The 21,610-nt window shown below is 71.0% G+C and carries 19 protein-coding genes, 1 pseudogene and 1 riboswitch; of the genes and pseudogenes, 17 read left to right on the top strand and 3 right to left on the bottom strand.

The window, feature by feature from the left end; translation table 11 throughout:
• Positions 1–24 precede the first annotated feature (24 nt).
• On the bottom strand, positions 25–1,296 hold the full coding sequence (locus ABD327_RS02390; protein WP_344448403.1) for a lipase family protein: 1,272 nt from the start codon (positions 1,294–1,296) through the stop codon (positions 25–27).
• A 243-nt stretch (positions 1,297–1,539) separates the two neighbouring features.
• Between ABD327_RS02390 and ABD327_RS02395 the strand changes: the two genes are divergently transcribed.
• From ABD327_RS02395 to ABD327_RS02415, 5 genes are all read left to right on the top strand, one after another.
• Positions 1,540–2,778, top strand: a complete 1,239-nt coding sequence (locus ABD327_RS02395; protein WP_344448404.1) for a PucR family transcriptional regulator — start codon at positions 1,540–1,542, stop codon at positions 2,776–2,778.
• A 10-nt stretch (positions 2,779–2,788) separates the two neighbouring features.
• Complete coding sequence (locus ABD327_RS02400; protein WP_344448405.1) at positions 2,789–3,517, top strand: hypothetical protein; 729 nt, start codon at positions 2,789–2,791, stop codon at positions 3,515–3,517.
• 4 nt (positions 3,518–3,521) lie between these two features.
• Positions 3,522–4,325 carry a PIG-L family deacetylase gene (locus tag ABD327_RS02405; protein WP_344448406.1) on the top strand — a complete coding sequence of 268 codons (804 nt, stop codon included), beginning with the start codon at positions 3,522–3,524 and terminating at the stop codon, positions 4,323–4,325.
• Between the two features lie 57 nt (positions 4,326–4,382).
• A riboswitch (SAM riboswitch) is annotated at positions 4,383–4,497 on the top strand.
• 43 nt (positions 4,498–4,540) lie between these two features.
• A complete protein-coding gene (locus tag ABD327_RS02410; protein WP_344448407.1) occupies positions 4,541–5,758 on the top strand; it encodes an aminotransferase class V-fold PLP-dependent enzyme in 1,218 nt (405 codons plus the stop codon).
• 100 nt (positions 5,759–5,858) lie between these two features.
• Positions 5,859–7,049, top strand: coding sequence for a PP2C family protein-serine/threonine phosphatase (locus ABD327_RS02415; RefSeq protein WP_344448408.1), 1,191 nt, complete (start codon positions 5,859–5,861; stop codon positions 7,047–7,049).
• On the opposite strand, the gene ABD327_RS02420 is transcribed toward ABD327_RS02415, so the two are convergent.
• Entirely contained in the window at positions 7,046–7,867 is an 822-nt protein-coding gene (locus ABD327_RS02420) for a metallophosphoesterase family protein (protein ID WP_344448409.1), read from the bottom strand. The genes ABD327_RS02415 and ABD327_RS02420 overlap by 4 nt on opposite strands.
• A gap of 152 nt (positions 7,868–8,019) precedes the next feature.
• Between ABD327_RS02420 and ABD327_RS02425 the strand changes: the two genes are divergently transcribed.
• Entirely contained in the window at positions 8,020–8,742 is a 723-nt protein-coding gene (locus ABD327_RS02425) for a hypothetical protein (protein WP_344448410.1), read from the top strand.
• Between the two features lie 124 nt (positions 8,743–8,866).
• Complete coding sequence (locus tag ABD327_RS02430) at positions 8,867–9,139, top strand: hypothetical protein (RefSeq protein WP_344448411.1); 273 nt, start codon at positions 8,867–8,869, stop codon at positions 9,137–9,139.
• Positions 9,140–9,217: 78 nt separating this feature from the next.
• Here the strand turns inward: ABD327_RS02430 and ABD327_RS02435 are convergent, their stop codons facing one another.
• Complete coding sequence (locus ABD327_RS02435) at positions 9,218–10,090, bottom strand: universal stress protein (protein WP_344448412.1); 873 nt, start codon at positions 10,088–10,090, stop codon at positions 9,218–9,220.
• 144 nt (positions 10,091–10,234) lie between these two features.
• Here ABD327_RS02435 and ABD327_RS02440 point away from each other — a divergent pair, with 144 nt between their 5' ends.
• The 10 genes and pseudogenes from ABD327_RS02440 to ABD327_RS02485 form a co-directional block, all read left to right on the top strand.
• Positions 10,235–11,866, top strand: coding sequence for a serine/threonine-protein kinase (locus tag ABD327_RS02440; protein WP_344448413.1), 1,632 nt, complete (start codon positions 10,235–10,237; stop codon positions 11,864–11,866).
• A 1-nt stretch (position 11,867) separates the two neighbouring features.
• The gene (locus tag ABD327_RS02445; RefSeq protein ID WP_344448414.1) at positions 11,868–13,328 is read left to right on the top strand and encodes a serine/threonine-protein kinase; all 1,461 of its coding nucleotides are present in this window, start codon (positions 11,868–11,870) and stop codon (positions 13,326–13,328) included.
• A gap of 7 nt (positions 13,329–13,335) precedes the next feature.
• On the top strand, positions 13,336–14,604 hold the full coding sequence (locus ABD327_RS02450; protein ID WP_344448415.1) for a serine/threonine-protein kinase: 1,269 nt from the start codon (positions 13,336–13,338) through the stop codon (positions 14,602–14,604).
• Positions 14,597–16,099: a serine/threonine-protein kinase gene (locus ABD327_RS02455; RefSeq protein WP_344448416.1), complete on the top strand. Its 1,503-nt coding sequence runs from the start codon at positions 14,597–14,599 to the stop codon at positions 16,097–16,099. The genes ABD327_RS02450 and ABD327_RS02455 overlap by 8 nt, the downstream gene beginning before the upstream one ends.
• Before the next feature lie 52 nt (positions 16,100–16,151).
• On the top strand, positions 16,152–16,679 hold the full coding sequence (locus ABD327_RS02460; RefSeq protein WP_344448417.1) for an RNA polymerase sigma factor: 528 nt from the start codon (positions 16,152–16,154) through the stop codon (positions 16,677–16,679).
• Positions 16,676–17,881 carry a hypothetical protein gene (locus ABD327_RS02465; RefSeq protein ID WP_344448418.1) on the top strand — a complete coding sequence of 402 codons (1,206 nt, stop codon included), beginning with the start codon at positions 16,676–16,678 and terminating at the stop codon, positions 17,879–17,881. The genes ABD327_RS02460 and ABD327_RS02465 overlap by 4 nt, the downstream gene beginning before the upstream one ends.
• 81 nt (positions 17,882–17,962) lie before the next feature.
• Complete coding sequence (locus ABD327_RS02470; protein ID WP_344448419.1) at positions 17,963–19,567, top strand: hypothetical protein; 1,605 nt, start codon at positions 17,963–17,965, stop codon at positions 19,565–19,567.
• An 85-nt stretch (positions 19,568–19,652) separates the two neighbouring features.
• Positions 19,653–20,264: an RNA polymerase sigma factor gene (locus ABD327_RS02475; RefSeq protein WP_344448420.1), complete on the top strand. Its 612-nt coding sequence runs from the start codon at positions 19,653–19,655 to the stop codon at positions 20,262–20,264.
• Positions 20,261–21,307, top strand: a complete 1,047-nt coding sequence (locus ABD327_RS02480) for a CU044_5270 family protein (RefSeq protein ID WP_344448421.1) — start codon at positions 20,261–20,263, stop codon at positions 21,305–21,307. The genes ABD327_RS02475 and ABD327_RS02480 overlap by 4 nt, the downstream gene beginning before the upstream one ends.
• 48 nt (positions 21,308–21,355) lie before the next feature.
• Positions 21,356–21,610: pseudogene (locus ABD327_RS02485) on the top strand (ZIP family zinc transporter); the annotation flags it as partial.

Here is a 21,610-nt window from a genome sequence, read left to right on the forward strand (position 1 = left end):
GCGGGGATCCGGAAGGGGAGCCCGTCAGAAGAGCGGGCAGTTTCCGATCATCCACTTGCCGGCGAACCGGTCGGAGATCCACGCGGTGACGTCGTTCTTGGCCATCCCGTCGGTCAGCAGGTGCTCACCGAGGTAGTCGTTCTTGAACTGGGTGGGGATCCCGGCCTTGCAGTACAGCCGCCGGGTCTCCTCCTGGGTCTCGACCGGGATGATCTCCTCCAGCGCGCCCCGGTACTGGAACGTGGGGAAGTCGATCTTCCACTTGGCGAACGAGAACCGGCCGCCGATGCCGACGCCGAGCTTCTGCTCCTCGACCGCCTGGCCCCACGAGTTGCCCGCGGGGTCCTTCAGCGCGTACAGGGCCTCCAGCGAGTAGCCGGCGGTGGTGAAGCTCTCGATCTTCTTGCCGAGGAACGCGCCGAGAGTGCCGAACAGGCAGTTGGCCTTGACGTCCGCCACGGCCTTGCGGCCCGTGTCGTTCATCAGCTCGTCGAAGGGCAGGGCCGGGTAGGCCTCGTGCAGGCCGACGACCGCGTCGGCGAGGAAGCCGGCGAAGGGGCCGCCGTTCAGCTTCGCCGCCGTCAGCTTGAGGTCGCCGGGCACGCCGCCGGCCGCGGCGCCGACGACCTTCAGCTCGGGAGCGTAGGAGGCCGCGACCTGCGCGGCCCACAGGGAGGCCGCGCCGCCCTCGGAGTAACCGGAGATGGCGACCTGCCCCTGGGTGTTGAGCGTGCCGCCGGGGATCTGCCGTGAGGTGCGGACGATGTCCAGCAGGGAGTGCCCGGCGTTCTGGCCGATCATGTACGTGTGGACGCCGCCGTTGACGTAGCCCATGCCGTCGGTGGCGGCCACGGCGAAGCCGGCTTTGAGGAACGCGGCGATCTGGTCGCCCTCATAGGCGTCCTGGTAGGCGCCCGTCATCTGCTTGGAGAAGGCGCACTGCGAGCCGGAGCCGAGCGTGCCGGGGTTGAACGCGACGGTCGGACGGTGCGTGCTCTTCGTCCAGGCCGCCTTGGGGACGGCCACGAAGCCCGTCACCGGAACCTTCTTCCCCCGCAGGTCGGAGGAGACGTAACGCACCTGGTAGGCGTTCATCGGGATGTCGCCCGGCACGTGCGGCAGGGTCACCGTGCGGCAGGCGAGCAGCTCCCCGTTCGCGCCGGAGAGCGGCGCGGCGGGGGCGAAGATGTCGGCCTCCGAAGCGGTGCAGCCGGTGGGGGCCGCGGCGGCGGAGCCCGGGGCGATCAGCGACGAGGCCGCGGCCAGGGCCGCCGCCAGCAGGGAAAGGCGTCTCATCAGGACACTCCTGGGGGGTGGGAAAGCCGGACAGGCTAGGAAGAATGTCCGCCAGGAGGCCGGGGCGCGGTATGCGTCCGACTGAAGAAAACCTTTGTCCGTTTCACCGCTGATTGAGTAAATCGCTGCTCAGGCCTCGTGCGAAAAGCTTTATCAACTTCTGACAAATTGTGACTTCGCACACATCATCACGCTGAGTTTCACCTCGGCGACGGTGAATCTACCGTCGCCAGAATGGCGGTGATGTCTGAGGGCCAAGAGCTGGTCGCCGAACCCTGGCGGAACGTCCCGCGCGAGGAAGCCGGGTGGATGCGTCCCCATCTCCCGGCTCTGCGCCGGGTGATGGTGAAGGGCGTGCAGCAGCACGTGCCGGAGTACGCCCGGCCCGGCGACCTCGTCTACGAGGAGATCGTGGAACGGGCCGTCGGGCACGCGATGGAGCACTTCGTCGAGCTGATAGCCGATCCGGACATCTCCTGGAAGGACGTCCACCAGGTCTACTTCGACGTCGGCTACGGCGAGGCCGTCGAGGGCAGGAGCCTGGAGCACCTGCAGAACGCGATGCGGGTGACCTCGCGGATCGCCTGGCGGCACCTGTCGGTGGAGGCCGACCGGCTCGGCAAGTCGCGCTCGCTCATCGCGATACTCGCCGAGGCCAACTTCGCCTTCCTCGACGAGCTGGTCTCCGCCGCCGCGCAGGGCTACGCCAGGGCGCGGGAGAAGGCGGCCGGCGAGCGGGAGCAGCGCAGGAACAGGCTGCTCAGCCTCCTGCTGGCCGACCCGCCGGTGCCCCCCGAGGTGCTCAGGGAGCAGTCGGCGCTGGCCGGCTGGCCGCTGCCGCAGCGGTTGGCGGTGGTCGTGCTGCTGCCCCGCCAGGGCAGCGGCGGCGAGAGCCCCGCGGGTCTGCCGCCGCACCTGCTGAGCGGGCACGACCAGGGCACCCTCTGCCTCGTGATGCCCGACGCCGACGGCCCCGGACGGGTGGACGAGCTCGCCTCCGCCCTCGGCGGCTGGACCGGCGCGATCGGCCCGTCCGTGCCGGTCGAACAGGCGGGGACGTCACTGCGGTGGGCGCGCAGGACCCTGGACCTCCTCACGTCCGGGGTGGTCTCCGGAAAGAGCGGCCGCAGGTCCGGCCTCCTCGTCCGGGCAGAGGAGCACCTGTCCGCGCTGCTGCTGCAGGAGGGCGGGGCGCTGCCCTCCCTGGTGGCCGCGCGCAGGCTCGCCCCCCTGACCAGGGCGGGGGAGAAGCAGGGGCTGCGGCTGGCCTTCACCCTGCTGGAGTGCCTGAAGAACGGCTTCAACGCCACCGGGGCCGCCGCCGCCCTGTGCGTGCACCCGCAGACCGTCCGGTACCGGCTGGGGCAGCTCCAGGAGATATTCGATTTCGATTTCGAGAACCCCGAGTTCAGGCTGGAACTGATGCTGCTGCTCCAGGTGTGGATCCGGGAGGCCTCTGGTGAAAACGCGGGCAGCGTTTAGACTCCCCCGCATGCGTACCGTCGCCCCTCTCGCCCTGCTGGTGTTCGCCGCCGTTCTCTCCGGCCCGGCCCCGGCCCAGGCGGAAGGTCCGCTGACCATTCGCGCCATGAAGGCGTACGGGAATCCCGTCATCGTCCCCGGCAAGAAGACGAAAGTGCCGGTGAAGGTCGCCGTCACCGGCACGAAGATCACCGATGTCGACGTCACCCTCAAGCACGCGGGCGGTAAGGGGTTCGCGCTGATCAGCGATTTGAAGCGGGTCTCGGGAACCGCCGGAGACGGCGTCTGGAGAGGGACCGCCCTGCTCGACGCGAACGACTGGGGCGGCCGCTACACGATCGAGGTCGCGGCCACGGACGGAACGTCCAAGGACGCCTACTACGCCTTCAAGACGGCCAAGAAGACGGGCGCGGTGACGGTCCGGAGGGCCGCCAAGCTCAACGTGGCCGTTGCTCCCCGGCCCGTGACCAAGGGGGCCAAGCTGCGCGTTCAGGGAACCCTGCGGGCCCTGGGGGCGAAGGGCGCCTACGCGGCGTTGAAAAAGCAGAAGATCGAGATCTGGTTCAAGCCGAAGGGCAAGAAGAAGGGCACCCGGATCGCGGTGGTCACGACCAATTCCAAGGGTCGCTATTCGCGCCTCTTCACCGCCAAGAAGGACGGCACCGTCGCGGCCCGCTACAACGGCACCACCGTGTGGCAGAAGAAGGTGACCGGTTGGAAGACGGTGGACGTACGCTGAGTCCATGTTGACCCTGATGGCGGTACACGCCCACCCCGACGACGAAGTGATCAGCACCGGTGGGGTGCTCGCCAAGGCCGCCGCCTCCGGAATCCGCACGGTGCTCGTGACGTGCACCAACGGCGAGCAGGGAGACGGACCGGGCGGGGTGAAGCCCGGAGAGCCCGGACACGACCCGGCGGCGGTCAGGGAGCTCCGGCTCCAGGAGTTGAAGAAGTCGGCCGAACTGCTCGGCATCCAGCATGTGGAACTGCTCGGCTACGCCGATTCGGGAATGGACGGCTGGGACGCCAACCACGCGGCGGACTCCTTCGCCAACGTCGATCTCGACGCGGCGACGGATCGGCTCGTGGCCCTGATGGAGCAGTACCGGCCGCAGGTCGTCGTCACCTATGACGAGAACGGCGGCTACGGGCATCCCGACCACATCCAGACGCACCGCGTCGCGGTCGCGGCCACCGACAGGACGGGGATCCCGGACAGGCTCTACTACACGGCGGTGCCCCAGTCGGGCCTGCAGATGATGTTCGACTACCTCAAGGCCAGCGGGCTGGCCGAGGAGCTGGGCATGGAGGAGCCGATGAACTTCGGCGTCTCCGACGAGATGATCACCACGACGGTGGACGTCGCGCAGTACGCGGAGGCCAAGTTCGAGGCGCTGAGGGCGCACGCCAGCCAGGGCGACAGCATCTTCCTGCTGCAACTGCCCGAGGAGGCCAAGCCGATCGTCTTCGGTGCGGAGTCGTTCATCCGGGTGCGCGGCGAGGGGCCGGACAAGGAGGACGACCTCTTCGCCGGGCTCGCCTGAGACCGCCGGGCCGACCGGGCTGGAAGGGCCCGGCGGGCCTTGCTATAGTCCCGGCTAGGTCATGAGTGCCAGCGCCAAGCCCCGGCTCGCTGGCCGCCAACCCTCCTTCCGCGGTGGGGTGGTCCGGGTGACGACCTGGCCGGTCGCAAGAAGCGTCCGGCAAGCGCGGACCCGTCGGGCACACCCCGGGGTCCCAGGATCCCGGAGGCTGGGTCATGTCCGTTCTCACCCGTATCCCGCAGCTCGTCGGCGCCGACGCCCCCGTTCCCGTCACGACGGGCGTCGTGCCGTACGCGAACTTCGACTACGCGGCTTCGGCACCGTGTCTGGAGAGCGTGCAGGAAGCCGTCACGCGGGCGCTCCCGTACTACAGCAGCGTCCACCGCGGCGCCGGGTACGCCTCGCAGGTCACCACGCGGGCCTACGAGGAGGCGCGCGAGAGCGTCCGCTCCTTCCTCGGCGGGCCGCAGGCCGTCGTCTTCACGCGCAACACCACGGACTCGTTCAACCTGCTGGCGCGGGCGCTTCCCGTCCCGACGTCCGTCGTGGTGTTCGAGTCCGAGCACCACGCGACCCAGCTGCCGTGGCGCAACGCCGTCCGGCTGCCCGTCCCCGCGAGCCCGATCGAGGCGCTGAGGGCCGCCGGCGAGGCGCTGCGGGTCTGCCCGCAGGGGCCGCGCCTGCTCGTCATCACGGCGGCCTCCAACGTGACGGGCGAGCTGTGGCCCGTCCAGGAGTTCGCCGACCTGGCGCACCGCCACGGGGCGCGGATCGCGGTGGACGCCGCCCAGCTCGCTCCGCACCGTCCGCTGGACGCCCGCGACCTGGACTACGTCGCGCTGTCGGGACACAAGCTGTACGCCCCGTTCGGGGCGGGCGTCCTGGCCGGCCGCGCGGACTGGCTGCGTGCCGCGGCCCCCTACCTGAAGGGCGGCGGCGCGAGCCGGAACGTCGGCTCCGGCGGCTCCGTGGAGTGGGCGGCGGACGCCGAGCAGCGCCACGAGGCGGGGACGCCGAACGTGCTCGGGGCGATCGCCTTGGCGGCGGCCTGCGAGACGCTCACCGGCTGGGAGGACCTGATCGCCGAGGAGGAGCGGCTGCTCGGCAGGCTCCGGGAGGGGCTCGCGCAGCTCCCCGCCGTACGGGAGCTGTCGCTGTGGGGCCCGGAGCACCCCCGCGTCGGGATCGTCTCCTTCACCGTGGAGGGGCGTTCGGCCCGCTCCGTGGCGGAGTACCTCTCGGCCGAGCACGGCATCGGCGTCCGGGACGGCAAGTTCTGCGCGCATCCGCTGGTCCGTCACCTGCTGGGCGGCGAGGGCGGGTGCGAGGGCGCCGACGGCACGGCGGTGCGCGCCAGCATCGGCCTGGGCACCACGGACGAGCACATCGACCGGCTCATCGCGGCTTTGCGAACGTTCACAGACGCGACCTGACGGATGACCTTGCCCGGACAGGCCTGGAGTACCACTATGAACGGCATTACCAGTCGCTGATCCACGGGCGTTCTCGGACGTCCCAGGGCGGGAGTAGGCCGTGCGCGCTGAAGTGACCGTCGAGTGGCCCGAAGAACCGTTGCCGGCTCTCGGCGACCCCGGAGGGATGCCCGTGGAGCGGCTGATGGGCGAGCTTCCCGCCCTCTGGCCGCTGCTCTCGGAGAGCGTCGCGCGGACCGGCCCGGGGTTCTTGTATCCGGGTTCGCTGCGCTGGGGGCCGGAGCGGGGCTGGCAGATCCTGCGCGTCCCGCCGCACGGGGCGGGTGAGGAGCCCGTCCCGGAGACTCCCGGCGCGCGGGCACGCGACGTCTGGGCGGTGATCTGCGGGCTCGTCACGCTGGCCGTCGGACGGCCTCCGCGTGACCTCACCGACGCTTCGCTGCTGTTGGAGCTGCACGCGGGGAACTCGCCGCACGGGCTGGACGCGGTCGTGCGCGCCCTGCTCGCGGGGAACGACCCGGGCGGCGTGGTGGCGGCCGTGACCCGTCCCTGGGACGAGGGCGTCTCGGTGCGGATCGCGGCCGAGACGGCGGTGGGGTCTCGGAAGGCCAAGGGCGATCCCGAGTGGGACAACGAGGACGCGTTCGCCGCGGTCCGCAGCACCGATGGCGTGGTCGCGCTGGTCGTCTGCGACGGTGTGACGGGCCCGGGGGACGGTTCGGGTGCGCGCGCCGCGCGGGCGGCCGTCGCCGCCCTGAAGGACTACCTCGTCTCCTCCCACGACCTGGAAGGCGCGCTGAGGGCGGCCGAGGACGCCGTGGTCGGCCAGGGGCGCGGAGCGTCCACGGCTCTGTTCGCGGCCGTCCACCCGGACGGGAGAACGGCCCTGCTGTCGGTGGGGGACAGCCCGGCCTGGCTGGTGCGGATGCTGCCGTTCGGGGGGCGGACGGCGCTGCGCCTCAACCCCGACCAGACGGTGCTCGCCGAGTCCCTGCTCACCGACCCGTTCGCGAACATGGGCGGCTCCATCCTGCTCGGCAACCTCGGCGGATACGCCGACGAGCCGTTCCTGGCGGACGTCCAGGTCGTGCCCGGCGACATGCTCGTCCTGCTCAGCGACGGCGCGGCCCTCGGCGAGGACGACTGGTTCGCCGGCGACCTGGTGGAGCTGGCGGGCATTCACCAGTCGGCCGCCGCGCTCGCCGCCGCACTGGTGTGCAGGGCGGAGCGCCTCGGCGGCCTCGACAACGCCACGGCCCTCGTCGCGGAGATCCGGCCGGTGGTCCGTTAGAGCACGACTCTGGGCAACTGCGGAGGGCGCGGGCGCTTCTTCCACTCCCTGGGGTAGCCGAGGGACACCTCCTCGAAGCGCACCCCGTCGTAGCGGGTCTCCCGCGGGATGTGCAGATGCCCGTAGATCATCGTCTTGACGTTGAAGCGCCGGTGCCAGTCCGCGGTGGCCGTCGTCCCGCACCACTGCGCGAACTCCGGGTACCACAGGACGTCCATGGGGTCCCGGACCAGCGGGTAGTGGTTGACCAGGACGAGGGGGACGTCGGGGTCGCAGTCGGCGAGCCGCTTCTCCGTCAGGGTGACGCGGGCTTCGCACCAGGCCTCGCGGCTCGGGTACGGGTCGGGGTGCAGCAGCCGTTCGTCGGTGCAGACGACGCCGGTCTCCATCGCGTACGCGAGCCCTTCCTCCTTGGTCGTGCAGCCGGGAGGGAGGAAGGAGTAGTCGTACAGGAGGAAGAGGGGCGCGATGCGCACGGGGCCGTCCTGGCCCTCCCACAGCGGGTACGGGTCCTCGGGAGTGAGCACTCCGAGGCGCCGGCACAGCTCGACGAGGTGTTCGTAGCGCGCGACTCCGCGCAGTCCGTCCGCGCCGTCCTTGACCGTCCACAGTTCGTGGTTGCCGGGTACCCAGACGACCTGCGCGAACTTCTCTGCGAGCAGGGAGAGCGCCCATTCGATGTCGGAGACCTTGTCCGCGACGTCCCCCGCGACGATCAGCCAGTCGTCCGGTGTCGTCGGCGTCAGTTTCGCGGTGACCTCCCTGTTCTCGGCATAGGAGACGTGGAGGTCGCTCACGGCCAGCAGCTTCGGTGTCACCCGTCCATGATGCGGCACCCCGAGGCTTTCCTGAAGATCGCACGTCACGGATGAGACAAATCTGGTCTTTGTGGCATGTGATTCAACTTTGAACCTTCTCCAGGGATTGGGTCGGAGACTGCACGTTCCTTCTTGAGATGATGGAGTGACCGATGAAGCGCGGAACCGGGCTCGCCCTGATGCTGGCCGCTGTGATCGCGGCCCCGCTGACCGCCGTCCCCGCCCAGGCGGCGCCCTCCGGGGAGCGCCGCGCCCCGTCCATCCGCGTCACGCCGAACCCCGCGCTGATCCGTGCGGACCGCGCCACCTGGGTCGCCGTCACCGTCGACTTCGAGGGACCGCGCAACTTCTACGACGGGGTGCTCGTCGAGATGAAGGCGAACAACGGAGCCGGGTACGGCTACCAGAACCTGACCGACCCGGAGAACGACGGGGTGTGGACGGGCAGGGTCAAGTTCGACACCCTCAACGCGACACCCGGGAAGTGGCGGGTGGAGTCCTCGGCCATCGACGCGGACACCGGCGAAGAGGTGCGGGGCCCGGAGACCGCCTTCGCCTTCAAGGCCGTCACGAGGCTGAGCGCGGCGGTCAAGCCCAAGAAGGTGAGGAAGGGCGGGCCGCTGAAGGTCGGCGGGAGGCTCCAGGGGGTCTCCGTGGTCGGCTACGAGGACCTCGCCAAGCGCCAGGTGAAGATCTACTACCGGCCGCAGGGCAAGAAGAAGTGGTCGCTGGCGGGGAAGGCGAAGACCAATTCCCTGGGCCGGTTCACCAAGACCTTCCGGCCGAAGAAGAGCGGCTCCATTCTGCTCGTGTGGTCGGGCAACTCCCTGTACGCACCTTCCAAGTCCAAGTCCATCGCGTTCCGGGTGGGCTGAACAGCTCCTGGTGTTCTCTGGGTTTGCGTCGTTTTGGTGGGGGGGCTGGCTTACCGGGAAGACGGGTCGGGCACGCCTACGACACATCCAAGATCGACGAAAGGGTCGTAGCATGCTCAAATTGATGCGCAAGAGCGGTATCACCTCGCAGATGCTCTTCAGCGCGGGGTTCGTGTCGATCGGACTCGCTTTCGCGTCATGGATGACCTCCAAGAAGGCGGAGGCCGCAGGACTCGACCGGGCCGACCGCTGGGGCATCTTCGTCGGCGAGTGGGCGCCCACCTTCTTCGCGCTGGGCACGGCCATGCGCCTGGAGGAGCACTGGAGCGGCGAGGACATGGAGGAGATGTACGAGCGGGAGACCCGGAGGACCGGTACCGCCATGCCGGTCGGCTGAGCACCGCCGGATCCAGATGCAGGGCCCCTTCCCCGGTCGCCGGGAAGGGGCCCTGGCCGTTCGCGGGACCGGAGGCGGTCAGGGACGGGGACGGACGATGACCACGGGACCCTGCGCCTGCTGCAGGACGGCGTGGCTGACCGAGCCCAGGCGCAGCCCCGGGAAGCCGCCGTGGCCCCTGGCTCCGACGACCAGGAGGGCCGCGCGGACGGTCGCGCCGGCCAGCGCCTCGGTGGGCGTGCGGCCCTGGATCACCTGTTCGACGACGGGCACGGTCGGGTACTTGCTCTTCCACGGGGCCAGGGACTCGGAGAGGACCCGCGCGCCCTCCTGCTCGACGGACAGCTCGCTGTAGGAGGCCGGCCGCATGGCGGGCGGGTAGGCGGTGTGGTCCCAGACGTGGATGGCGCGCAGCCCGACTCCGCGCAGGGCCGCCTCCTCCATCGCGAATCCGATGGCGTCCATGCACGCCTCGGAGCCGTCGACCCCGACGACGACCTCGGCGGGCCTCGGTTCGGGGTCGGGGTGGTGGGGCACCACGACGACCGGGGTGGCGGCGTGCTCGGCCACCTGGCGGCTCACAGAGCCGAGCATGATGCCGCTGAACGCTCCGGTCCCCCGGGCCGCGACCACCAGCAGGAGGGCGTCGGACGCCTCCTCCAGCAGGGTGGTGGGGACGTGGCCGATGCCCAGGGCGGTGCTGGTCTCGATGTCGGGAGCGCGGTCCGCGGCGCGGTCCTGGGCGAGTTCCAGGACGTGCAGGGCGGCGGATTCGGGCCGGGAGGCCTCCAGGCCGGGTTCCGGCGGGGCCTCCGCGCTGTACTCCCACCGCAGGGCGACATGGACGATCCGCAGAGGGAGCCTCCGCAGCCGCGCCTCTTCGACGGCCCAGTCCACGGCCTGGAGGGACTGCGGCGATCCGTCCACGCCGACGACGATGGGTCGAGTCACGTGCGCCTCCGTTCTTCCCGTCACAGCCCGCGCTGGAACGACTCCTGTTAATCCCTGTAAACCACGGCATACCCCGAACAGGTGATTATCACCCTTTTGGGGGAATTCTAATAATTGAAACGATCTTGATTTAGGATGCCTGGCGTGTCCGGAAACGATGGGAACGCTGGGAAAAAGCTGGCCGACCGCTACCTCCTGCTCGAAATCCTGGGCAGCGGGGGAATGGGCACCGTCTGGCGGGCCAGGGACGAGACGCTCGGCCGCGAGGTGGCGGTCAAGGAACTGCGGATCGCCCCGGAACTCGACGACGCCCTGCGCGAGGAGGCCCGCACCCGCGCGGTCCGCGAGGCGCAGGCCGCCGCCCGGCTCCGCCACCCCGGCGTCATCGTCGTGCACGACGCGTTCGTCGAGGACGACCGTCCCTGGATCATCATGCAGCTCCTGGAGGGCGCCTCCCTCGACAAGGCGCTGGAGGACGGCGGACCGCTCCCGCCCGAACGCGCGGCGCGGATCGGCGCGGACGTCCTCGGCGCGCTCGAGACCGCGCACGCCGCAGGCATTTTGCACCGGGACGTCAAACCCGGAAACGTCTTCCTGACCGGAGACGGCCGTACGGTCCTCACCGACTTCGGCATCGCGACCGTCGAGGGCCAGGCGACGATCACCCGCTCGGGCATGCTCGTCGGCTCGCCCGGCCATGTCGCGCCGGAAAGGCTGCGGGGCGAACAGGCGGGCCCCCAGTCGGACCTGTGGTCGCTGGCGGCGACGCTCTACCGGGCGGTCGAAGGCCGTCCGCCGTTCCCCGGCGACAGCCCCATGGCGGTGCTCGCAGGGGTGCTCACCGCCGACCCCGTGCCGCCCGTCCGGGCGGGCGAGCTGGGGCCGCTGCTCACGCACATGCTCGCCCGCCGTCCCGAGGCCCGCCCGGACGCCTCGGTGGTCCGCGGCGTGCTGGAACGGGTGGCCGCGGGGGAGCCCTCCGGCGAGATCGTGCTCCCCGCCCCGCGCGTGCCCGAGGCTCCGCCGCCCACCGTCCCCTCGGATCTGCCCCGGAAGGCGAAGCGCGCCAGGAGGCCGGGCGCTCTGCTGGCCGGAGCGGTGGCCGCGTCCGCACTGCTGGCCGTCGCGGCCGCCGTCGTGGTCGTGACGGACGACCGGTCGTCCGTCACCGCCGCAGGCGTGCCCACCGGGCCCGCTCAGGGAGGGCCTTCGACGCCCTCGACCCCGTCGGAGGACACCGCCAGGTTCACCGTGCCGATCGACTTCTGCTCGCTGATCCCGGTGGAACGGGTGAAGGAGATCATCCCCTCGTACCCCAGGGCCGAGGGCAAGCCCGGCGGCGACGCCGAGGATCCGTCCTGCTCCTGGGACGCGCCCGGCTCGGGGATCGAGGCGGGGACCTGGTCGAGCTCCACGTCCTCGGACCCCTGGACGGCCACGAGCCCGGCCGAGGCGCACGACGCGTTCATCGGCTTCCTGCGGGCCAAGAACGGGAGCGACAAGGTCATCTGGCACTACAGCGACATCGGGGGGGAGTCCATCACGTCCGGGCCGCAGACCGCGGCGGAGAAGGTCGAGGGCCTGGGCGAGGAGGCCTTCGTCGTCGAGACCTACGGCCGGCTGGGAGCGCAGATGACCGACGTGTACTTCCGGATCAGCAACATCGTCTTCGAGATCACCCACGCGGACGTGACGAACGAGACGGGGAAGAAGAAGATCCGCCAGAATGCGCTGACCATGGCCCGCTGGGTCGCCGAAGCGGTGGACGAGAGCTGACGTGCAACAGAAGATCGCCGGACGTTACGTCCTCCAGCAGGCCCTGGGCGCGCACCTCCACCTCGCGTACGACGAGCGGACACGCCTGCAGGTGCTCGTCCGGGAGGTGGAACCCCCGCCCGAACTGAACGACGACGAGCGCCGGGCCCTCGCGGAGGAGGTCGTCCGGGAGGCAGGGGCCGCGAGCCGGGTCGGGCATCCGGCCGTCAACGCCGTCTTGGACGCCGTCTCCCACGACGGCCGCGCATGGATCGTCACGCAGCCCGTCAACGGGCGGCCGCTCACCCAGGTCGTCGCAGGGTACGGCCCGCTCTCCCCGGAGCAGGCGGCCGTCCTCGGCCTGGACGTGTGGGGGGCGCTCTCCCGCGCCCACACCATGGGAGTCGTGCACGGGGACGTCCAGCCGGAGAACGTCTGGGTGACGCCCGAGGGAAGGGGAGTGCTCACCGGTTTCGGCACCGGGGTGGCGGTCCGTTCGCAGGCCGCATCCTCGATCGGCACCCCCGGATTCACGGCGCCGGAGAAGACGACCCATCCGGTCCCCGCGTCGGACCTGTGGTCGCTGGGCGCCACCCTCTACTTCGCGGTCGAGGGCACGCCTCCCTTCACCGGCGACGGGCCGATGGCGGTGCTGAGCGCGGTGCTGTCGGCGGACCCGCGCCCGCCCGAACGGGCGGGGGAACTGGGGCCGGTCCTGCTGGAACTGCTGGCCAAGGACCCCGCCCGGCGGCCGGCCGCCGCGGGGGACGTCCTCGCGGAGCTCGCCCGACCGGCGGCGCGCAAGGGGCGGGAGGTGCCGGTGCGTCCGGCGGTCCTCGCCGTCCTGGCCGCCTGCTTCGCCGTGGCGGTCGCCTCGGTGACGACCATCGCCACCGTGCTCCTCGGCTCCCCGGAACCCCCGGCCTCCCGGGCGGAGGCGTCCGTCGACACCGAGCCCGGCAGGTTCGCCGCCGTCCCCCGCGCGTGCGGGCTGATCAGCGACGACCAGGCCGGAGAACTGTTCCCGGACTTCGAGAAGGACGACGGGGGCGGCATCGGGAGCCGGAAGCCGAACACCTACTGCGAGGTCTCCTCCGCGGGGAGCGGATCGTCCGACAGGTCGCTCGTCATCGAGCTCTTCGTCCTGCGGCCGGGACCTCACGGCGGCGGGCCCGCCACCGCCCGCCGGTTCCTCACCGGGGCGAAGGAGGAGGCGCCGCGCGCCGCGGGCGACGGCGGCACCGTCTCGCCGGTGCGCGAACTGCGGGGAGTCGGCGAACAGGCCATCGCCTACGACGTCCACGAGGCGGACGGCGAGTACGCGACGAACACGGTGATCGTCGTGAGCAACGCCGTCGCGGTGGTCTCCTGCGAGCAGGAGGTCCCCGCGGACTTCCAGGCCGGCGGAGTCGTGCGGGAGCTCGGCGAGTGCGCGGAGAAGGCCGCCGGGTGGGTCGGCGCGGCACTGACACGGACAGGATGACCGCACGATGATTTTGACCGGCCGCTACCGGCTCCTCCAGCCGCTCGACGAGTCCCGGACCGCCTGGCGGGCCATGGACGAGCTCCTGCACCGCGACGTCACCGTACGGCGGGTGGACCCCGGCGCGCTGCCCGCGGTCCGGGCGGCGACGGGCCTGAAACACCCGTCCGCGCTGACCGTCCACGACATCCTCACCGAGAACGGTGAGTCGTGGATCGTCACGGAGCCCGCCGACGGGCAGACGCTCGCGACCGCCGGGATGCTTCCCGAAGCGCAGGTCGCGGAGATCGGCCTGGAGCTCCTGGACGTGCTGACGGCGGCGCACGCGCTCGGCATCGTCCACGGGGGAGTCGAACCGGGGGCCGTCGTGCGGGCGGGCGACGGGCGGTTCAAGCTCTGGGGCTTCGGGACGGCACGGCCGTACGGCGCCTACACCCCGCCCGAGCCGGAACGCATACCCGCGTCCGACCTGTGGGGGCTCGCCGCGACCCTCTACACGCTCGCCGAAGGCAGGATGCCGTTCCCGACGGTCGACGCCATCCGGTACGGGCAGCCCCTGACGCCGATGCGGGCGCCCCTGCTGGGATCGGTACTGCTCCCGCTGCTGCACCCGGACCCGGCGGCCCGTCCCGACGCCTCCGCTCTGCGGGCCGCGCTGCGTGCGCGGATTCCCGCGCCTCGGAGAACCGGCGGGGTCCGGCGGGTCCATCCGGCCCTGCTCGCCGCAGGAGCGGTGCTGCTCGCCGCGGTGACCGTCCCGGTCACGGTGGCGGTCGCCGGACCGGATCCCGCGCCGGGCACGCCGGCGGCGGCCGAGAGGCGCACCGCGCCTCCCGCGGCCTGCGAGCTTCTCACCGAGGAGCAGGTGGAGTACCTGGTGCCCGGCAGCCGGGAAGGCAGCGACTACCAGGAAGGGGCCTGCAACTGGACTCCCGTCTCCGCCTCGGCCAGGACGCCGGAATCGCTGCGGTTCACCCTCGACCTCCAGGTCGAGCTCAGCGACGACCCCGAGAAGAAACTGGCAGGAGAACGGCAGAACGCCGGATGGGCGGGCGAGTCCGTCTCGGTTCCCGGCCTGGGGGACGAGGCGTTCCTGCAGGAGCTCGCCCACGACGCGGCCGGCGGGTCCAAGAGCCGCAGCGTGCTGGTCTCCTTCCGGCTGAGCAACACGGTGACGACCTTCAAACTGAGAAGCGGCGGCGACGGCGGCGAGCAGATGACGGCCGCCGCGCTGCGCGGCGCGCACTGGGTGGCGGAGGCGATGAGCCATGGCTGACAACACGCTGCTCGCCGGGCGCTACCGGCTGGAGAGCCGCCTCGGCCGGGGCGGCATGGCCGACGTCTGGAGGGCCCGCGACGAGTTCCTCGGCCGGACCGTCGCCGTCAAGGAGGTGCGGCTGCCGTCCGGCCTCGACGAGGATCGGCGCGCCGACTTCTGCGAGCGCTTCCTGCGCGAGGCGCGCGCCGCCGCCGCGCTGCCCCACCCGTCGATCATCACCGTGCACGACGTGCTGCGGCAGGACGGGCGCCCCTGGATCGTCATGGACCTCATCGACGGCCCGTCACTGGAGGGCGTCCGGGCCGAGCGGGGGCCGCTGCCGCCCCGGAAGGTCGCCGAAATAGGCCTTCAGCTGCTGGACGCCCTGTGCCTGGCGCACGAACGCGGCATCCTGCACCGCGACGTGAAACCGGCGAACGTGCTGCTCAGCGGCGACCGGGCGATCCTCACCGACTTCGGTATCGCCGTGCTCTCCGGCGACGTCCGCCTGACCTCCGTCGAGGGGATCGTCGGCTCGCCCGGCTACATGGCGCCCGAACGCCTCCAGGACGGGCACGGCGCGGGCCCGTCGTCGGACCTGTGGGCCCTCGGCGCGACCCTCTACACGCTCGTCGAAGGCCGCCACCCCTTCGAGCGGCAGAGCGCACTGGCGATGCTCGGCGCCGTCCTGACCGAGGACGTCCCCCCGCCCCGGCTGGCGGGACCGCTCGGGCCCGTCCTCGTCGCGATGATGAACCGCAATCCCCACCTCCGGCCCGTTCCCGCAGAGATCAGGCGCGCCTTCCAGGCGGCGGCCGGGATCGCTCCCGTCTCCCCGCCCGTGTTCCAGCCTTCGCCTCCCGCCGGGGGTGGCTTCCCTTCGACGGTCCCCGGGAGCACGGTCACGCCTTCCGGTCGGCGTCGGCGGGGGCCGTTGATCGTCGGCACCGCGCTCGTGCTGGCGGCCGCGGCCGGTCTGGGCTTCGTTCTCCTGCGGCCCGGCGACGCGCCTCCGGTCTCCGTCGCGCCGTCCCCTTCCGCGACGCTCGCCGCCGCGCCCGATCCCTGCGGCCTGCTGACCGCCGAGCAGGCCTCCGAACTCGTGAGCGGCTCCAAGGCCTCGGCGAAGGGCGCGGACACCTGCTCCTGGGGCGACCTCGACCTCAAGGTCCGCTTTCTGCCTCCGCAGGGCGGGCAGCCTCCCGAGGAGACGGCCAAGAAGACGTTCGCCTTCATGAGACGCCAGGCGACGAGCTCCGCGGGCACTTCCGCCGACCCGATCTCGACGGTCGTGAAGTCCGCTCCCCGGGACCTGCCCGGCCTCGGCGAGGAGGCCTTCGCCCAGGACACGACCCTCACCGGGTCCTTCGCGAGCACCCGTTCCGTCCTCTCGGCCCGCTCGGGTCGGCTCATCCTCCAGGTCGAGTACGGAGGGGAGTCCGCCACGGTGCGGAACGCTCAGGACATCACTCTCAAAGCCGCTCGTTACGCCATGCAGAACATCACTTCCTGAAAAAGTCACTCCTGCGAAGCAGCAATACCGGTGGGGCGCGTGTCTTCTTCATGTGGAGAGTGAACATGCGGTCCGCTGGAGCGCGGTGATCGCCGAGACGGAGGCGTTCCCCGCCTTCTACCGCGAGCACCAGACGGGGCTCGTCCGGCTGGCGATGATGCTGGTCGGCGACGAGGCCACCGCCGAGGACGTCGTCCAGGATGTGTTCGTCCGCCTCCACCGGAACGCTCCCTCACTCCGGGACGAGGGGAAGCTCCTCGCCTACGTGCGGACCTCGGTGCTCAACGGCTGCCGGTCGGTCCTGCGGCGGCGCAAGCTCATGCGCAGGCACGCCGAACGGTACGAGCCGCCGGCCTGGTCGGCGGAGTCCCAGGCCATGCTCGGCGAGGACCACCGCGAGGTGATGCGGGCCCTGCACCGGCTGCCCCGGCGGCAACGCGAGGTCCTGGTCCTGCGGTTCTACGCCGACCTGCCCGACGAGGAGATCGCCACGACCCTGAAGATCCGCCCCTCCACCGTCCGCTCCACCATGTCCCGGGCGCTGGGCGCCCTCGAACGCGAACTGGAGGACGCCTCATGAACGTCGAAGACCGGCTCAGAGCCGCCCTCCACGGCACCGCCGACCTGGTGGAGGACCGGCCGCGGCCACTACCGGCGGTCCGCCGCGGACGTGGGATCACGCGGTTTCTGCCTGCCTGGGCGGCGCTCGTCGTCGCGCTCGTCGTCCTGGGGCCGTTCGTCCTGCCGGACGGGGAGCCCGACGCGCCGATTCCGGCGAGCTCTCCGAGCTACGCCATCGGGTCGGCACCGGAGTTCTACGTGGCGGTCTATGGCGCCGAGGAAGGTCGGCCGTCGCGTTTCGAGGCCCGTTCGACCGCCACGGGGGAGGTACGGGACGTCAATTACGCGGGCAACAGGGAGAGCTTCGTGTCCATCGCGTCCATCCCAGATGACGAGAGGAAGGGGGTGAGCTCCTTTCATCTTCTGACTCGCTTGGGCCCGGGCTTCCAACCTGGATGCGCGAAGTACACGGTTTACAACATCGGGTTCTCCGCTGAAGGCAGGTTCACCCAGTGGGGAACGGGTTCGATCTCGTTCGTGGCGTTGGACGGCACACCCGCGAACCTGGCGACCACCCCGAAGGGGGACGAGATCGCCTACTCGTACGAGAGTTGCGGTCGGAAGGTGGTCGAGGGGAACACCGAACACTACGTCGGTGACGGCGCGACCGGGGAGCGGAAGATCGCGCACCACTGGGCGGGGACCACCACGATCTGGGGAGCCGAAGGGAAGGTGCTGAACCTCGCCTACTCACCGGACGGGCACAGCCTGGCGGTGTTCCGGCAGCGTGACATCGAGGGCGGAGAGGAGCCGAGGAACGAACTCCTGCTCATGAGGACGGCGGACCCCTCTGACACCACCTCTCTGCTGGAGGAAGCGGGCAACGCCCCGTTCCAGACGGACGGCGCGGGCCCACTGCTGTCCAACGCGATGATCACCCCCGACGGAAAGAAGGTCCTGACGCTGTCGAGCGAACCGCATGAGGCCGGTACGGGCTACGAGATCAAGGAGTCCCCACTCAGCAAGGGGGAGGCCCGCTCCTGGGGTCTGCTGACGGCGATATCCGTAGAAAGTTACGGGAACCCCCGCACTCTGCTGAAACAGCATCCGTCGGGGCCGGAAGTGCTCTTCCAGATCGGCATCAAGACCCTCATGCACGGAAGTCAGGGCACCCGCACCATCACGATCGAAGAGGAACCACCCGACGACCTGGCCTGGTAGCCCCGGAGCCCGATAACCCCTCTCTCAGAACGCCCGTGTGAGCCCTTCCGGGCTTTCGCGCGCCCGAAAACAGGAGAAGGCATGGCTCTCGCCGTGGAAGTCCGCCGGACGGACGTCCCTCCGGAACCCGGATCGGGGAACCGGATACTCCGGCTCCTCCTCCTCGGCTGGCTCGCACAGGCCGCGCTCCGGTTCGGGCTGGCCTGGCACCGGCTCGGGCCCGTCGCCCACCCGGACGAGGCCGGCTACCTCGTCGCGGCGCGGCTGCTGGCGGGAGGTCCGGGCGCGGACCTGTCCGGGCACACCTTCTACCAGGGCGGCTACCCGCTGCTGCTCGCCCCGGTCTTCTGGGTGACCGAGGATCCCGTCCTGGCGTACCGGCTCGTCTTGCTGGTCAACGCCCTGGTCGGAGCGCTGGTCTTCCCGCTGGCTTACCTGGCGCTCAAACGGCTGGGAAACGCGAGCCTTCCACTGGCCTGGGCTGCCGCACTGCTGCCCGCCGTCGTGATCTTCGGGCGGCATGCCCTGGCGGACGCGGTCCTTCCGGTGGTCGTCCTGGCCTGGCTGCTGGCACTAGACCGGTTCTTCCGCGGGCACGGCTCCGCGGTGCCCGCGAGCCTGCTCGTCTGCTTCGCCTGCTCGATCCACTCCCGGGGCTCCATCCTCCTCGCCGTCCACGCACTGGCCCTGCTCCTGGCACTGCGGAAGACGAGACGGCCCGCGCTCACCGGCCTCGCCGCCACGGGCCTCGGATACCTGGCCGTCGACCGGTTCAACGCCTTCCTGCTCGCGGAGCTCTACCCGTCCGGGGCACTCGACCTCGGCGGCAACCTCCTCGACCGGCTGCTCAGCCTCGACGGCCAGGCGTGGGCGCTGTCCGGCGCGGCGGGCCAGATCTGGTACCTGATCACGTCGACCTGGGGTCTGGCGGGAGCGGGCCTGGTCGTGGTGGTCGCCGCGGCCGTGCGCCGCAAACCCATGGCCCTGGTGCTCTGCGCCGTCACGTTCGGCATCGCCTACGCCTCGATGGCGGCCCTCCCCGACGAGAACCGGGTCGGCAACTTCGCCTACGGGCGCTACCTGAGCTGCGTCGCCCTCGCCTACGCGCTCGTCGGGCTCCGCGCGCTCGCCGACCACAAGGCCGTCCTGGGAGCGGTCGTGACCCTGACCGCCGCCGCCCAGGTCGTCACGCTGTACGCGGGTCCGAGGCTGGACGACACGGTGTTCATTCCCTTCGACTTCCCCGAGGTCATCTTCCTGACCCGCGACTCCGACTCCTTGGAACTGGGGCTCGCCACGGCGTCGGCCACGGCCCTGCTCGCCGTCTTCGCCCTCGTCCGCAGACCGGTCGTCGTCCTGGCGCTCGTCAACCTGGTGGCGCTGGTGAGCATCACCGCCCCGTTCCGCGACGAGCAGCCACTCGACGCGAACCTCCCCGAAGGCGGCGTGCTCACCCAACGGCACGTCCCCTGGCACGTCCGCGCCGCGCTGTACCACCACGTCTCCTGGACGAGGATCGGCTGGTACGACCTGGGACATCCGGTTCCGCCCGGCGTGTGCACGGTCCTCGTCCCCTGGCCGTCCGGCACTCCCATCGAGCAGACCTGGCCCGGCCATCCGGACCCCTGGACCCCCGCCCCGAGCCTCGCCGGCGTCGCGGCCTGGACCTGCCCGTCCCCCCGCTGACCGGGCTCGCGGAGAAAGAGGGAACCGGATCGCGTCCGGCGACCGAGTACGGGTGATCACGACCCCCGCGAGAGGATCACCCTCCATGACCCGGCCGCCCCTGCTCGCCGAAGAGGACCGTCAGGACCTCTCCGGCGACGCGTCGCTGATAGCGGAGTCGCTGACGGATCCCGAGCGGTTCGCCCTGGTCTTCGACCGGCACGCCGACGAGATCCACCGGTACGTCTCCCGGCGGCTCGGCCCGGACCTCGCTGACGACGTCGTGTCGGACACCTTCCTCACCGCGTTCCGCAAACGCGCCTCCTACGACCTGGCCCGTGAGGACTCCCGCCCCTGGCTGTACGGCATCGCGTCCCGCCTGATCCGGGCGAACCGGCGCGCCGAGAACCGCCGCAACCGCCTCCTGGCCCGTGCCCCGGTTCCAGAGCCCGAGTCCTTCGACGAGCGCAGCGCGTCCCGGGTGACCTCCGCCCAGCTCCAGCCCCGGCTCGCCGAGGTGCTCACGAGGCTGTCGTCCACCGATCGGGACCTGCTGCTGCTCGTGGCCTGGGCCGACCTCACCTACGAGGAGTGCGCCGCCGCCCTCGGCCTGCCCGTCGGCACCGTCCGCTCCAAACTCCACCGCATCCGCGCCAAGGTCCGCAGAGCCTTCGGCGGTGTCGACCCCACCGGCACGAGCAAGAAGGACGCGTCTTGACCATCGACGAGATCGAGATCTTCCGTGACGGCCGGCCCGAGGCCGCTCCCTACGACCCGGTGAGCAGGGCCCGCGCCCGTTCCCGTCTCCTCGACGGCCCCCGCCCTCGCCGCCTTCCCCGCTGGACGCTCGCGGTGTCGGCCGCGACGGCCGGCGCGCTGGCCTTGGGGCTGTTTCTCCTGCCCGGGGACGACTCCACCCGGATCGCACCGTCGGCACATCCGGTGAGCGCCGTCGAATATCTGGAAAAAGCTGCTCGGGTAGTGGAGAAGCGTCCTGACGTCCGGCCTGGACCGCACCAGTGGTTGTACGAGAAGACCCTGATCCAGGGTCGTGACGGCCGTACGGAACATTCCGCGGAGACCTGGAAGCGGCTCGACGGGCAGCAGGCGTCCTCGGGGAACGGGCGGGACGGCAAGCCCGCTATAGACGGGCCGTACCTGGGCAGGAACGAACGGTCCCCGCTCCAGCGGTACGACCACCTGCGCACGCTCTCCACGGATCCGAAAAAGCTCCTGGCCCGGGCCTACAAAGCCGTGGACGACCGCTTCGCCAAGAGGAAAGCCCAGCTCGAACGGATGCCGAACCCCTACAGGGACTACGAGAGAGGAGAGCTCAAGGAGGACATGATGGAAGACAACCGGCATCGCGCCGCTTACCACGAGATCGCCGAGCTCTTCGAAGGAGTCCTGACCCCGCCGCGGCTTCACGCGGCGGCCTTCCGGGCCATCGCCAGGATCCCCGGCGTCGAGGTGCTTCCCGAGGGCGCCGACCCGCTCGGCCGGCCGGTCGTGACCGTCGCCAGGATGGACCAGTACGGCCTCAGATACGAGTACCTGCTCGACCCCGAGACCTACGCGAGCCGCGGCCGGGGCGCCGTGGTGGTCCGCAACGACCTGCGGCAGCGCTCCGGCGGGGCGTCCATGGGAGAGGACGGGCGGATCACTCCGATGCCGATGCAAGTGCGTCGGATCGGTGAAGGCGACTATGAATTGCGGGAGACCGCGGGCATCGTCGACGAAGTCGGCCGGTTGCCCGGCTGAAACCGGGTAGGCCTCCCGTGTATCACCGGTCGCGGGAGAGGGCGGGGCATGGGGGCGGCTCTGGGGTGGGGAGCGCTCGCCGCGTCGTCGCTGGTCATCGGGGCTCTGCTGGGGCTGGTCCGGGAGTGGCCGGAGCGGCTGGTGGGGCTGGTGCTGGCGTTCGGGGCGGGGGCGCTCATCTCGGCCGTGGCGTTCGAGCTGGCGCAGGAGGGGGCGCGGATCGGGGGAGCGACCGCGATGGCGATCGGGCTGGCCGTCGGGGCCCTCACCTACTACCTGGCCGACGGGGTGATCGAGCGGCTC

This window comes from Actinocorallia aurantiaca (assembly GCF_039533685.1).
Taxonomy (GTDB): Bacteria; Actinomycetota; Actinomycetes; order Streptosporangiales; family Streptosporangiaceae; genus Actinocorallia; species Actinocorallia aurantiaca.